Genomic DNA, 12788 nt, shown 5'->3' on the forward strand with positions numbered 1-12788 from the left:
GCCGACCACCCGCTGCGGGTGGTGATCGCCGAGGACAGCGCCATCCTGCGCGACGGGCTGGCCGGGCTGCTCACCGAACGCGGCCACGAGGTGGTGGCCATGGTCGGCGACGCGACGACCCTGAGCGAGGTGGTCGGCACGCACGCGCCCGATGTCGCGGTGGTGGACGTGCGGATGCCGCCGACCTTCACCGACGAGGGCCTGCTGGCCGCCATCGAACTGCGCCGCAAGTATCCGCTCACCGGTGTGCTCGTGTTCTCGCAGTGGATCGAAACCCGGTACGCGACCGAACTTCTCGCCGGCGGCGCGGCCGGGGTCGGGTACCTGCTCAAGGACCGGGTCGCCGACGTGCGCGATTTCGTCGACGCGCTCCAGCGCGTCGCCACCGGCGGCACCGCGCTCGATCCGGAGGTGGTGAGTCAGCTCATGGGCGCGTCCCGGCAACAGGATTCGCTCGCGCGGCTCACCCCGCGCGAGCGCGAAGTGCTGGAGCTCATGGCCCAGGGGCTCACCAACAGCGCGCTCGCCGCCGCGCTCTCGGTCACCGAGCGGGCGGTGGAGAAGCACATCGGCAATATCTTCGCCAAGCTCGACCTGCCACCCTCCGAGACCCATCACCGCCGCGTGCTCGCGGTGCTGCGTCTCAGAGGGTGACGCCGGTCAGCGGAATTCGGCGAAGCGGTCGACCTGATCGGGGTCGGTGCCGTAGCAGTACAGGATGATCTCGTCGGCGCCGAGGTCCTCGAACTGCTGTATGCCGGAACGGATCTGCTCGGGGGTCGTGAGCAGGCCCTCGGCCATGTAGGCGGCGCGGCCGCTGAACTCGTAGTAGTCGAGGATCGCGGTGCGCGCCTGGTCGATCAGAGGCTGCGGGCCCAGCACGGCGTTCATCTGGGCGACGATCCGCGGGGCGCCGGGTCGGCCGTGGTCGGTCCAGGAGCGCCGGGCCAGCTCGAACAGACCGCCCGCCCAGGACGGCGCGGCGGCCGCGAGGAAGCCGCCACCCCAGCGTCCGACGCGGTCGATGGCGGCCGGCTGGAAGCCGCCGAAGAGCAGTTCAGGGCCGCCGGGCACGGTCGGTGCCGGGCCGATGGGACCGCACGTCGGGCTGAACGGCTCGCCCGCCCACAGCCGCCGCAGGACACCGAGCTGCTCGTCGAGGCGCCTGCCGCGGGTGCGCAGCTCGGTACCGGTGGCCTCGTGGTCGTCCTCGCGACCGCCGACACCGAGGCCGAGGGCGAATCGCCCGCCGGAGAGCAGGTCCAGGGTGGCGGCCTGTTTGGCGAGCAGGGCCGGATCACGCAGCGGGGCGATGAGCACCTCGGTCTGCAGGCGGATGCGGGTGGTCACGCCCGCGAGCGCAGCCAGGGTGACCAGCGGTTCGGGATTGTCGTAGACGACGCGGTCGAGCAGACCGAGCGTCGAGAACCCGGCCGCGTCGGCGCGCCGGGCCCACTCGGGCAGGGTGCGGGGATCGGCGATGGGCAGGCCGAGACCGACAGGCAAAGACATGGAATCCTCCAGAGGACAGGGGCGTGCGTTGTCGTGCCGCCCACTCCACGCCTGCTCTGCTGAGGCGGGGCTCCCACTCTGCGACGATGTTTCCTGGAGAGCGCCTTCGGATTGCCGCCACCGTAACCGATCGCGCCGGAACGCGGCAACCTGTGCGGCACGCCTCTAGGGTGGGCCCGGAGAACCGGCGAAGGAGGACACGAGATGGGCGAGCGCACACCGAGCGGCTGGGAGGAACTCACCGCCGCCGACCCGAACCATTCCACCTGGTACGTGGAACGATTCCGGGCGCTGGCCGCCCAGGGCCAGGACATCGTCGGCGAGGCGCGGCTGGTCGACGCCATGCTGGCGCGCGGCAGCCGGGTGCTCGACGCGGGCTGCGGGCCGGGCCGCATCGGTGGCCATCTGCACGGGGCCGGGCACGAGGTGGTCGGCGTCGACGTGGACCCGGTGCTGATCGAGGCGGCGCGCGCGGATCATCCCGGCCCCACCTGGCTGGTCGGCGACCTGGCCGAGTTGGACCTGCCCGGTGCGGGTTTCGACGCCATCGTGTGCGCGGGCAATGTGCTCACCTTCGTCGCCCCCTCGACCCGCGCCGCGGTGCTTGCCGGTTTCGCCCGTCACCTCGCCCCGGCGGGCCGCGTCGTCACCGGCTTCGGCGCCGACCGCGGCTACGCCTTCCCGGAATTCCTCGCCGACGCCGCCGCGGCGGGTCTGCGCGCCGACGTGCTGCTGTCGACGTGGGATCTGCGCCCGTTCACCGACGACGCCGACTTCCTGGTCGCGGTGTTCTCCCGCCCGGACTGAGCGTCACCCGTCGATGATCGCGCGCAGGTCGGCGCGCAGCCGATCGAGCCCCTCCGCGCCGATCAACCCCGCCACGTCGGCCTCGATCGCCGGGACGAGTTCCTGCGCGATCGCCACCACCTCGCGGCCACGACCGGTCGGCAGCACCAGTTTGGCGCGGCGGTCGGCCGGGTCCGGTTCACGCACCACATAGCCGTGCCGTTCCAGGTGCAGCACCAGCTCGGCCATCGCCTGCTTGGTCATCTGCGCGCGTTCGGCGAGCGTGCTGACCGTCGTCCCGGTGTCGTCGAGATGCTGGAACACGACACCGTGGGCCGGGCGCACCGCGGCGTGGCCGGAGTCCGCGAGCCGGGTGAGCACCCGGTCGTTGAGGGTCTGGAATGCCTCGCGCAGCAGGACGGCGGTGTTCACGGCCCGCGGCCTGCCCCCGGTCAGCGGCCGATCCATTGACATCGACATGGCTCCTGTCTATCTTCGGATATATGGACATGCTACCTGTCGATCGCGATGCCGCCGAGCACTGGCGTCTCGGTACCGACGAACTCACCGTGCTCGCCACCTGCGCGCAGACCTGCGACCAGATCTTCGCCGTCGAGATCCGGATGCCGCCCGGCGGCGGCCCGCCGGTCCTGCACCGCCACGCGCCCAGCGAGATCTACTACGTCCTCGACGGCGAATTCACCTTCTATCTCGGCGAACCCGGCCACACGCGCCGCTTCACCGCAGGCCCGCACGATGTCGTCCCGCTCCCCGGCGGCACGCCCCACACCATCCGCAACGAATCCTCCAGCGAGGCCGTCGCTTTCGTCGTCCACTCCCCCGGCGCCACCATGGAGGGGTTCTCCCGGGCAGCGGCCGCGCGGGCCGCGGCGGGCGATTTCCCGATCGAGGAGGTCCTCGCCCTCGCCGAGGAACACGGCGTGGAGATGCTCGGGCCGGTCAGCGGGTAGCGCGGATGAGGTGCGGGCCGGGGAAGGTGACGTCGAGCAGGGAGGTGTAGGTGGTGATGAGGTTCTGGGCGGGGTGGTCCTCGATGTGGGTGAAGCCGTAGCGGCGGAGCCGGGCGGTGATGTCGGCGGGGGTGAAGTAGCTGAGCCAGGGCTCGCCGAGGGCGGCCACGCGGGCGGCGCGCACGCGCAGGGCGGTGTGGTCGGCGGGGGTGGCCGGTGGGGTGCCGTAGTCGAGGACCAGGTCGGTGGGGGTGGCCTGGCCGGCGAGGTAGTCGAGGGTGGCGTCGATGGCGGCGCTGGTCAGGTAGACGACCACGCCGAGCCAGACGAAGATCGCCGGTGCCGAGCGGTCGAAACCCGCGGCCGCCAATCCCGTTGCCAGGGTTTCGGTTTCGAAGTCGACGGGGGCGAAGGTGAGGGTCTCGGGCGGGGTGATGGCCGCCGCGGCCAGGCGGTCGCGCTTCCATGCCTGGGTGCCGGGATGGTCGACTTCGAACACCCGCAGCCGCGGATACGGGTTGCGGCAGGCGAAGGTGTCCAGGCCCGCGCCCAGGATCACCGCCTGCCGGGTGCCGGCCGCGACCGCGTCACGGATCGCGTCCTCGGCGAAACGCGCACGCGCGGCGATGAACAGCCTGCGCGGGCGATGACTCGCGCCCGCGTGGCCGGGATGGTCCGGGCTCGCCGTGCCCAGGGTGGCCAGCTCGGCGTCGGTGACACCGAGAATGCGCTCGGCCAGCGGGTCGGTGAACACGCGTGGCTCGTCGACGACCTGGTGGTAGGCCCGCGCATAGGCCGTGGCCAGTGCGGTGCGGCTGGGCGCGCCGGGTTCCATGCCCGTGAATCTACCCAGCCGGGCGCGCGGCCGCGTCGATACCGGGTCACGAGCCGGTCCGGGGTGACACTGGGAGCCGTGGACACCGACTCCCCGGACACCCCACCGGCACGCACCCCACCCAGGATGCCGCCGTGGCTGCCGCGGGCCATGATCCTCGGCCTGGTCTTCTTCGGGCTGTTCCTGCTGGCCGACTGGGCCTTCCACCGGCTGATCGGCATCCTGATCATCCTGCTGGTGGCGTTGTTCGTCTCGTTGGCGATGGAACCGGCCGTCGCGCTGCTGGCGCGGCGCGGGATGCCGCGCGGGCTCGCCACCGGCCTGGTCTTCGTCGCCACCTTCCTCTGCGTGCTCGGCTTCCTCGCCGCGCTGGTGACGCTGCTGGTGGAGACCACGACGAACCTGGCGCACGAGACACCGCACCTGCTCGACGACGGCATCCGCTGGGTGAACCGCACCTTCGGCCAGCAGTTCACCATGCACGACCTGAGCCAGCGGCTGCTGCGCGAATCCGACCTCATCGAGGGGTACGCGCGCACCGCCGCCGACAATGCCTGGGGTGTGTCGACGACCGTGCTGGGCGGGCTGGTCCAGCTGTTGACCATCGCGTTGTTCAGCGTCTACCTCACCGCGGGCGGGCCGCGGGTGCGGCGCACGATGTGCTCGCTGCTGCCGCCCGCGCGTCAGGAGACCTTCCTGCACGCCTGGGACCTGGCCATCGACAAGACCGGCGGCTATCTGTTCTCGCGGGTGCTGCTGGCCATCATCTCCTCGATCGCGCACGGGGCGTTCCTGGCGATCCTGCACCTGCCCAACCCCATCGCGCTGGGTGTCTGGTTCGGTGTGGTCTCCGCGTTCATCCCGACCTTCGGCACCTATATCGCGGCGATCCTGCCGGTGCTCGTGGCCTTGACGGTGGATCCGCTGGACGCGGTGTGGGTCATCGTGTTCGCGGTGGTCTACCAGTGGGTCCAGGACTATCTGCTGCAGCCGCGCATCACCGCCCGCACGGTCGACGTGAACGCGGCCATCGCCCTGCTGGCGGTGCTGGCCGGTGGCGCGCTGCTCGGTCCGGTCGGCGCGCTGCTGGCGATTCCGGCCACCGCGACCGTGCAGGCGTTCCTGTCGGAGTACGTCAAACACTATCCCGTGACCGAGGATCCGCGGATCGATCAGACGACGGCACGGCGCACCCGGCCACCGAAGACGCCCGCCCCGGAATGACCCGCACCGGCGGCTAGGCTGGCGGTGCTGCCGACGGAAAGACGAGCATGACCGAGACCTCGCGACCGGCCCCGCCGGTGTCCACCCGCAAAGCGGCGTCGGCCCGCGGCGCGGCGCGCAGGCTCGGAGTGACCGACTGGACCGACGCGGCCCTGCGTGTGCTGCTGCGCGACGGTGCCGCCGCGATCACCATCGCCAAACTCTGCGACGAACTCGGCGTCACCAAGGGCAGCTTCTACTGGCATTTCGACGGTATCGATCAGCTGCTCGAGACCACCGCCCGGAACTGGTGCGCCGATCGCAACGACGCGGCCCGCGGCTTCGGCGGGCTCGACGAACTCCCGCCGCAGCAGCGCCTGGCCCGCATGGGCGAGCTGCTCACCGGCGAGCGCGTCTGGCAGATCGAACTCGCCGTCCGCGACTGGGCGCGCACCCGCCCCGAGGTGGCCGACGCGGTCCGCGCCCTGGACCAGCGGATCTTCCACACCCTCGCCGACACCCTGACCGAGCTGGGTCTGTCCCCCGACCAGGCCCGGATGCGCGCGGCCCTGATGTGTTTCGCCGGCATCGGATTCGTCCACGGCAACCAGAACCTCCCCACCCCCACCCCCACCCAACGCCGCGAGTTCTTCCGCTTCATCACCACCCCACAACCACCGGCCTGACGCTCGGATCATCGGCGGAGGGCTCCGGTGGCGGCGAAAGTGGCTTCGCGGCCGTGCATCTGGGTGCGGTACCAGTTCTCGCGGTGGGCGAGCATGAGGCGTTCGTGGGCGCGGGCGAAGGGTGGGCAGAGGCGGCGGGTGAGTTCCATGGTGGTGATCAGCGGGAAGCGCAGGACGGGGATCAGGATCCACGGGAACGCGGGGGGCATGGTGTAGCGGCGGCGGGTGCCGGGGGTCATGTACAGGGCGGCGTAGACGGAGTTGATGCGGTAGTTGTAGTGCTCGCGCAGGCGGGTGAGGCCGCGGTGGCCGTCGCGGGGCGCGAAGGCCGCCGGGTAGGACTCGATGAGTTCGGTGCCGTGCTGTCCCGCGTCGTAGGACCGTGCCGCCATGGTCATGGCGAGGATGCGCAGGGCGTCGGTGACCGTCTCCGGGTACCAGCGCACGCGCACGCCGAGCAGGTGACCCAGGTATTTCTGGAAGTGCAGCAGCGCACGGATTTCCGACGGTGTGGTCTGGTAGCCCAGTGCCCACAGGCCGAGGCCGGGTGTCACGCTCCCGGCCAGGAGGGTCAGCGTCTGGTAGGTCTGGCTGATCGGCAGGCCCCACCGGTCGATGTCCCATTCGGGATGCGCGGCGACCTTGGCCCGTACCGCGACGTGCATGACCCGCACCTTCAGCGCGGTCGCCCGGCCGGTCGAGCCGGGGGTGAGCAGGGCGTCGCTGGCGGAGACGTCCATCCAGAAGCGGGTGGTCTCCAGGAAGCGGCGCAGTGCGCTGTCTCCGGCATAGCCGCCCGCCAGCGACAGCGGGGTGGCGACCGCGGCCTCGGTGTACATCTCGAGGGTCTCGGCACCGGCGAAGCTGAACAGCATCGTGCCCCAGCGCCGCCAGATCGCGGCGCCCTGTTCCACCAGTTCGGGCACGACCCACTCGGGGACCGTCTCGAACTCGGCGAACAGCGCGCGCAGCGCGTCGGGGGCATCCGGCACCGCCGCGATGCCGTCGGCCAGGGCGGTCTCCAGCATCCGGCGACCGGCCGTCGGCCCGATCTCGCCGTGCAGCACCTCGGCGACGAAGCGTTCCGCGACGGGGTCGCCGGTGAACAGGTCCGCGCACAGCGCTGCCGCCCATTCGTCATCGGGGAACAGCGGGCGGCGCGTCACCGCCGTGACGATCCGCTCGACGCGACGGACCGCGGGACCGCGCCGCGCCTGCCAGAAGCGGAAGGCCGACGGACACGGCCCCGCGGCCGGGATCTCGTGGGCTCGGTCTCGGACGGAATCGGCCAATGTCGGCCTCCTGACGGGAGATTCGCGGCGTCTGGCGCACATCGCGGCAGATCGCCCGACCATACTATGAAGTACATTCCCCCATACCTAATAGTATGGAAAGTCGCCGGAGAAGGGGGTGGGCGTACGATCAGCGGACAGCATGAGGCGGGGGCTTCCATCGTGAGGTGATGTCGCATGTTCGATACCGATGTGCTGATCGTCGGGGCCGGTCCGGTGGGATCGGCGGCCGCCGCCGAACTGGTGCGCCGGGGTGTGCGCTGCCGGATCGTCGACGCGCAGGCCGATCCCCCGCGCTACGCCAAGGCCGTCGGCATCCAGCCCAGGACCCTCGAACTGTTCGAGGCCATGGGGATACTCCGGGAGGTTCTCGACGCCTCGATCCAGTTGCGCGGGCAGCTCGTGTACGTCGACGGGGCCGAAGCGGGCCGGATGGAACTGGCGTTGCCACCGCAGATCCCGTTCGGTTTCGTCGGGCTGCCCCAGTACGAGACCGAACGCATCCTCTGGGAGCACCTGGCCGCCCGGGGAACACACGTCGAACGGGGTGTCGCGCTGACCGGGTTCACCCAGGACGAGGACAGCGTGCACGCCGTGCTCACCGGACCAGACGGCGAGCACACGATCCGGGCCAGGTACCTGGTGGGCTGCGACGGCGCGCACAGCACCGTCCGCAAGACGCTCGGCCTGAGCTTCGAGGGCGCGGCGTTCGAGGAGCAGTACATGCTCGGCGATGTCGAACTGGACTGGACGCAGCCGCGCGGATACGCCGTGCGGGCCACGCACCGCACCGACGGCGCCACCGACGACGTGCTGGTATGCATCCCGCTACCGGGCAAGCACCGCTACCGGGTGTCGATGCGGGTGCCCCCGGAACTCGAGATCTCGGCGGCCGTGGGCGGTGACCGGGTCGAGCACGGTTTCGGCGCCGGGACCGCCCCCGATCTGGCCGCCATCCAGGCGGTCCTGGACCGGCTGGCACCGGAACCGACGACCGCCTCGCACCTGCGCTGGTCCTCGGTGTTCCGGATCAGTCATCGCATCGTCGACACCTACTCCCGCGGACGGGTGTTCGTCGCCGGCGACGCGGCCCACATCCACCCACCGACCGGGGCGCAGGGCATGAACACCGGCATCCAGGACGCGCACAATCTCGCCTGGAAACTCGCGCTCGCGGTCGCCGAGGCGGCGAGTCCCACCCTGCTGGCCAGCTACGACGCCGAACGCAGACCGGTCGGCACCGACGTCGTCGGGCGCACGGTGCGCGACGCGCGCGAGGGCATCGGCGCCGGTGAGACGGACGCGACCCGGGTACTGCTGCGCGAGGCCCAGCTGCTGATCGACTACGCCGACAGCCCGATCGTGACCGCCGCGCCCGGGCAACCCGCACCGGGCACCCGCGCCCCGGACGCGACCGGCCTCACCCGCGACGCGGTGAGTTCGCCGCTGCGCCTGCTCCCCCTGCTCGCGGGCCCCGGCCACACCGCGCTCTGGTATGTCGAGGGCGCCTGCGAGGGAACAGCACTCGACACGATCGAGCGGCACACACGGTTCCTGCGGACCCTGACCGAAGGACGGGTCGACACCTATCTCGTCGCCGCACCGGACACCACGATCGGGCCGACCGCACTGCCGATCATCCGGGACACCGACGGCGAGTTCGCCCGGCAGTACCGGGCCCGACCGGGCGCGGTGTTCCTCGTGCGGCCCGACGGCTACCTCGGCCACACGGCCTGCCCCGCCGACACGGCCGGGCTCACCGCCTACTTCGGGGCGATCTTCGCGCCGGTCCCCGAGGCCGTGCTGGGGACGGCGTGAACGGCTATTCGATCAGGTTCTCGCTGCGCAGCCAGTCGTAGGCGACATCGGCGGGGTCCTCGCCGTCGATGTCGACACGGCCGTTGAGTTCCTGCATGAGGTCGTCGGTGAGGCGTTCGGAGATGGTGCCGAGCAGGGTACGCAGCTCCGGATGGGCTTCGATGACCTCCCCGCGCACCACGGCGGTGCCGCTGTAGGGCAGGAAGAACTTGCGATCGTCCTCGAGCACGGTCAGATTCAGGTTCTTCACCCGGCCGTCGGTGGTGTAGACCATGCCGAAGTTGCAGGGTTCACTCTTGGCCGTCGCGGTGTAGACCACGCCCGCGTCCATCCGGGTGACATTGCCGGTGGGCACGCCGTTCGGGGTGTTGTAGGGGATGCCGTACTTCTCCAGCATCGGGATGAAACCGTCGGAGCGGCTGAAGAATTCGTCGTCGACACAGAACGTGCGCTCGGCCACCGGCAGAGCGGCGGCCTCCGACAGCGTCCGCACGCCCAGCCGTTCGGCGGTCGGGGTCGAGGCCGCGAAGGCGTAGGTGTCGTTGAAGTTGGCCGGGGGCAGCCACTCCAGGTCGTAGTCGGCCTTCTCGACGTCGTGCACGCGCTGCCACAGTTCCTGCGGGTCGGCGATGGTCTCGGTCTGGTTGTGGTAGTTGACCCAGCCGGTGCCCGTGTACTCCCAGAGCACGTCGGCGTCGCCGTTGAGCTGGGCCTGCCGCGAGGAGGCCGAACCCGGCGCACCGGTCAGGTCGGTGACCGAGGCGCCCGCCGCGGCCAGATAGGTCGCGGTGATCTTGCCCAGCAGCACACCCTCGGTGAAGCTCTTGGAGGTGACGACCAGCGAGGCGCCCTCGAGCGGCCGTTCCCCGCCGGGCAGGCTCGCGTCGTGGAAGGTGCCCGAGGAACTCACCAGGCCACAGCCGGTGAGCAGCAATGTCATCGTGGCGGCCAGCGCCGCGCCGAACCGTGCCCGCCTCATGCGATACCTCGCGGGGTCGCGGCCAGCTCCACGAGCCGGCCGAGCCAATCGATGATCAACGCCAGCAGCCCCACGAGCACCGCGCCGGAGATGAGCAACTTGGGCAGGAACAGGGTGACCCCGGTGGTGATCAGGGTGCCCAGGCTGGTGGCGCCGATGAAGGTGCTCAGCGTGGCCGTGCCGACCAGGATGACCAGCGCGGTCCGCACGCCGTTGAGGATCACCGGCACCGCCAGCGGCAGTTCCACCTGCACCAGCGTGCGCGTCGCCGAGAAGCCGATGCCGCGCGCGGCCTCGATGGTGCGCTGGTCGACCTGGCGCAGGCCGACGATGGTGTTCTGCAGGATCGGCAGGATGGCGTAGACCACCAGACCCACGATCGCCGTGCGGAATCCGGTGCCGAGCCAGAAGGTGAACAGCACCAGCAGACCCACCGCGGGCGCGGCCTGCCCGATATTGGCGACGTTCACCGCGATCGGTTCCAGCCGCTTCAGCGCCGGGCGGGTCAGCGCGATGCCGAGCGGGATCGCCACCACGACCACGATGAGCGTGGCGACCACGGTCAGCCGGATGTGCTCGACGATGGTGGTCTGCAGGTTGGCCCAGCCGAGGGAGGCCTGTTCGGTGGCGGTGAAGGTCGTGGACCGGTACCAGAACAGGTAGCCCAGGCCGATCACCACGATGATGATCGGCTCGAACCACACGTCGATCGGCAGGCGGCGCAGCCGGTTCACGACGGTTCGGCCGTTCCGGGTGCGTCGTCGGCCGCGACGACGGGGGTCGGTGTCGGATCGGACCCGTCCACGTAGGTCTCGTAGGAGGGTTCCTGCTCGGCGGCGTGTCCTTCGGCCAGTTTCGTCTGGATCACGTCGGTCACCGAGCCGATGCTCAGCGACCCCACCACCGCACCGCGCCCGTCGGTGACCAGGGTGGCGCCCTGGCTGGCCGCCAGCATGGCGTCGAGCGCGTCGTTGAGCGTGGAGGACTCGGCGACCACCGGCAGCCTGCGGTCCAGGTAGTCCGAGACCTCCGGCTTGCTGGCGACCTCGGTCAGCGAGGGCCACGAGCGGGGCCGCCCGGCCGCGTCGACCACCACCACCCAGGTGTGCCCGGCGGCCTTCGCGCGCTCGATCACCGCGGGCGCCGATTCGCCGATGCGGGCGGTGGTGACCGGGTCGTAGTCGACATCGCGCACCCGGGAGACGGTGAGGTAGGCCAGTTTCGCGCCGGAGCCGACGAACTCCTCCACGAACGGCGTCGCCGGATCGGTGAGGATCTCCTCCGGGCGCGCGTACTGCTCGACGTGCCCGCCCTCGGACAGGATGAGTACCTTGTCGCCGAGCTTGGTGGCCTCCTCGAAATCGTGGGTGACGATGACGATGGTCTTGCCGAGTTCGTGCTGGATGGCGATCAGGCTGTCCTGCAGGCGAACCCGGGTGATCGGGTCGACCGCGCCGAACGGTTCGTCCATCAGCAGCACCGGCGGGTCGGCGGCCAGGGCGCGGGCCACGCCGACGCGCTGCTGCTGGCCGCCGGACATGTCCTTGGGCAGCCGGTCGGCGAAGGTCGCCGGGTCCAGGCCCACCAGGTCCAGCAGGTACTCGGTGCGTTCGGCGATGCGTTTCTTGTCCCAGCCCAGCACGCGCGGGATGGCGCCGATGTTCTTGGCGACCGTCCAGTGCGGGAACAGGCCGCCGGACTGGATGACATAGCCGATCGACTGGCGCAGTTTGTCCGGGTCCTCCCGGGTGACATCGCGGCCGTCGATGAGGATCCGGCCCTCGGTCGGCTCGATCAATCGGTTGATCATCTTGAGCGTGGTCGTCTTGCCGCAGCCCGAGGGGCCGACGAAGGCGACGATGTGCCCGGCGTCGATCTCCAGGTCCAGGCGCTGCACCGCGGGCTTGTCCTGGCCCTTGTAGCGCTTGACGACACCGTCGAGGGTGATCGAGGCGCCGGTGACATTGCGCTGCGGTGCCGCCGGGGCGGGCTGGCTGGTCACATCGGTCATGACAGTCCTTTGGCGATCGTGAGGCGTCCGAGCAGGACGAGGAGCGCGTCGAACACCAACGCGATCACGACGATGAGAATGGTGCCGGTCAGCGCCATCTCGAGAGCGTTGGCGCCACCGAGGCGGGAGAGTCCGTTGAAGATGAGCGAACCGAGCCCGGGGCCGAGCACATAGGCGACGATGGCCGCCACACCGACGATCATCTGGGTGGAGACCCGGATGCCGGTGAGGATCACCGGCCAGGCGATCGGGAACTCGACGGTGAGCAGGATCCGCCAGCGCGGCAACCCGATTCCGCGCGCGGACTCGATCACCGTGGCGGGCACCGACCGCAGCCCGACGATCGCGTTGCCGATCACCGGCAGCGTCGCGAAGAACGCCAGCATGATGAACGACGGGACGACGCCGAGACCGAACGGCACCAGCAGCAGGGCCAGCAGGGCCAGCGACGGGATGGTCAGCGCGACACGGCTCGAGGTGAGCGTGAGCGCCGAGCCCAGCGGCAGGCGATACACGGCGAACGCGATGAGCAGCGCGACCACCGTGCCCACCAGCACCGTCTGGAAGGCCAGGGACGCGTGCTGGTAGGTGAGGAACGTCAGCACCTCCCCGCGCCCCCGGACATAGTTCCACAAATTCACGGGAATCCCCTCGTCGGGCCGGGCCGGTGGAGACCTGTTCGCGCGTGATCACCG

Annotated in this window: 14 protein-coding genes; 6 read left to right on the plus strand and 8 right to left on the minus strand. The window is 70.6% G+C overall.

Features of this window, described 5'->3' with window-relative positions; genetic code table 11:
- Positions 1–12: 12 nt before the first annotated feature.
- Entirely contained in the window at positions 13–654 is a 642-nt protein-coding gene (locus ACFC06_RS04205) for a LuxR C-terminal-related transcriptional regulator (RefSeq protein WP_375935201.1), read from the plus strand.
- 6 nt (positions 655–660) lie between these two features.
- Here the strand turns inward: ACFC06_RS04205 and ACFC06_RS04210 are convergent, their stop codons facing one another.
- Positions 661–1512 (minus strand): LLM class flavin-dependent oxidoreductase, encoded by an 852-nt coding sequence (locus ACFC06_RS04210; protein WP_375927694.1) that lies wholly within the window; start codon positions 1510–1512, stop codon positions 661–663.
- Between the two features lie 204 nt (positions 1513–1716).
- Between ACFC06_RS04210 and ACFC06_RS04215 the strand changes: the two genes are divergently transcribed.
- Complete coding sequence (locus ACFC06_RS04215) at positions 1717–2319, plus strand: class I SAM-dependent methyltransferase (RefSeq protein WP_375927696.1); 603 nt, start codon at positions 1717–1719, stop codon at positions 2317–2319.
- A 3-nt stretch (positions 2320–2322) separates the two neighbouring features.
- Here the strand turns inward: ACFC06_RS04215 and ACFC06_RS04220 are convergent, their stop codons facing one another.
- Entirely contained in the window at positions 2323–2772 is a 450-nt protein-coding gene (locus ACFC06_RS04220; RefSeq protein ID WP_375927698.1) for a MarR family winged helix-turn-helix transcriptional regulator, read from the minus strand.
- Between the two features lie 29 nt (positions 2773–2801).
- On the opposite strand from ACFC06_RS04220, the gene ACFC06_RS04225 reads away from it, so the two are divergent.
- Entirely contained in the window at positions 2802–3269 is a 468-nt protein-coding gene (locus ACFC06_RS04225) for a cupin domain-containing protein (RefSeq protein ID WP_375927700.1), read from the plus strand.
- Here the strand turns inward: ACFC06_RS04225 and ACFC06_RS04230 are convergent.
- The gene (locus ACFC06_RS04230; protein ID WP_375927702.1) at positions 3259–4104 is read right to left on the minus strand and encodes a class I SAM-dependent methyltransferase; all 846 of its coding nucleotides are present in this window, start codon (positions 4102–4104) and stop codon (positions 3259–3261) included. The genes ACFC06_RS04225 and ACFC06_RS04230 overlap by 11 nt on opposite strands.
- A gap of 78 nt (positions 4105–4182) precedes the next feature.
- Between ACFC06_RS04230 and ACFC06_RS04235 the strand changes: the two genes are divergently transcribed.
- Complete coding sequence (locus ACFC06_RS04235) at positions 4183–5328, plus strand: AI-2E family transporter (RefSeq protein ID WP_375927704.1); 1146 nt, start codon at positions 4183–4185, stop codon at positions 5326–5328.
- Between the two features lie 47 nt (positions 5329–5375).
- Positions 5376–5993 (plus strand): TetR/AcrR family transcriptional regulator, encoded by a 618-nt coding sequence (locus tag ACFC06_RS04240; RefSeq protein WP_375927706.1) that lies wholly within the window; start codon positions 5376–5378, stop codon positions 5991–5993.
- Between the two features lie 8 nt (positions 5994–6001).
- Here ACFC06_RS04240 and ACFC06_RS04245 read toward each other — a convergent pair whose 3' ends face one another.
- Positions 6002–7285, minus strand: coding sequence for an oxygenase MpaB family protein (locus ACFC06_RS04245; RefSeq protein ID WP_375927708.1), 1284 nt, complete (start codon positions 7283–7285; stop codon positions 6002–6004).
- A gap of 177 nt (positions 7286–7462) precedes the next feature.
- On the opposite strand from ACFC06_RS04245, the gene ACFC06_RS04250 reads away from it, so the two are divergent.
- Positions 7463–9103 carry an FAD-dependent monooxygenase gene (locus ACFC06_RS04250; RefSeq protein WP_375927710.1) on the plus strand — a complete coding sequence of 547 codons (1641 nt, stop codon included), beginning with the start codon at positions 7463–7465 and terminating at the stop codon, positions 9101–9103.
- Between the two features lie 4 nt (positions 9104–9107).
- Here the strand turns inward: ACFC06_RS04250 and ACFC06_RS04255 are convergent, their stop codons facing one another.
- From ACFC06_RS04255 to ACFC06_RS04270, 4 genes are read right to left on the minus strand one after another with little or no spacing between them, the layout of a single operon-like run.
- Complete coding sequence (locus ACFC06_RS04255; RefSeq protein WP_375927712.1) at positions 9108–10082, minus strand: glycine betaine ABC transporter substrate-binding protein; 975 nt, start codon at positions 10080–10082, stop codon at positions 9108–9110.
- Positions 10079–10816, minus strand: coding sequence for an ABC transporter permease (locus ACFC06_RS04260; RefSeq protein ID WP_375927714.1), 738 nt, complete (start codon positions 10814–10816; stop codon positions 10079–10081). The genes ACFC06_RS04255 and ACFC06_RS04260 overlap by 4 nt, the downstream gene beginning before the upstream one ends.
- Positions 10813–12093 carry an ATP-binding cassette domain-containing protein gene (locus ACFC06_RS04265; RefSeq protein ID WP_375927716.1) on the minus strand — a complete coding sequence of 427 codons (1281 nt, stop codon included), beginning with the start codon at positions 12091–12093 and terminating at the stop codon, positions 10813–10815. Before ACFC06_RS04265 ends, ACFC06_RS04260 begins: the two co-directional genes overlap by 4 nt.
- Positions 12090–12734: an ABC transporter permease gene (locus ACFC06_RS04270; protein WP_375927718.1), complete on the minus strand. Its 645-nt coding sequence runs from the start codon at positions 12732–12734 to the stop codon at positions 12090–12092. The genes ACFC06_RS04265 and ACFC06_RS04270 overlap by 4 nt, the downstream gene beginning before the upstream one ends.
- Positions 12735–12788: the final 54 nt, after the last annotated feature.

Source organism: Nocardia sp. NPDC056064 (assembly GCF_042266925.1).
In the GTDB taxonomy this organism is placed as follows: Bacteria; Actinomycetota; Actinomycetes; order Mycobacteriales; family Mycobacteriaceae; genus Nocardia.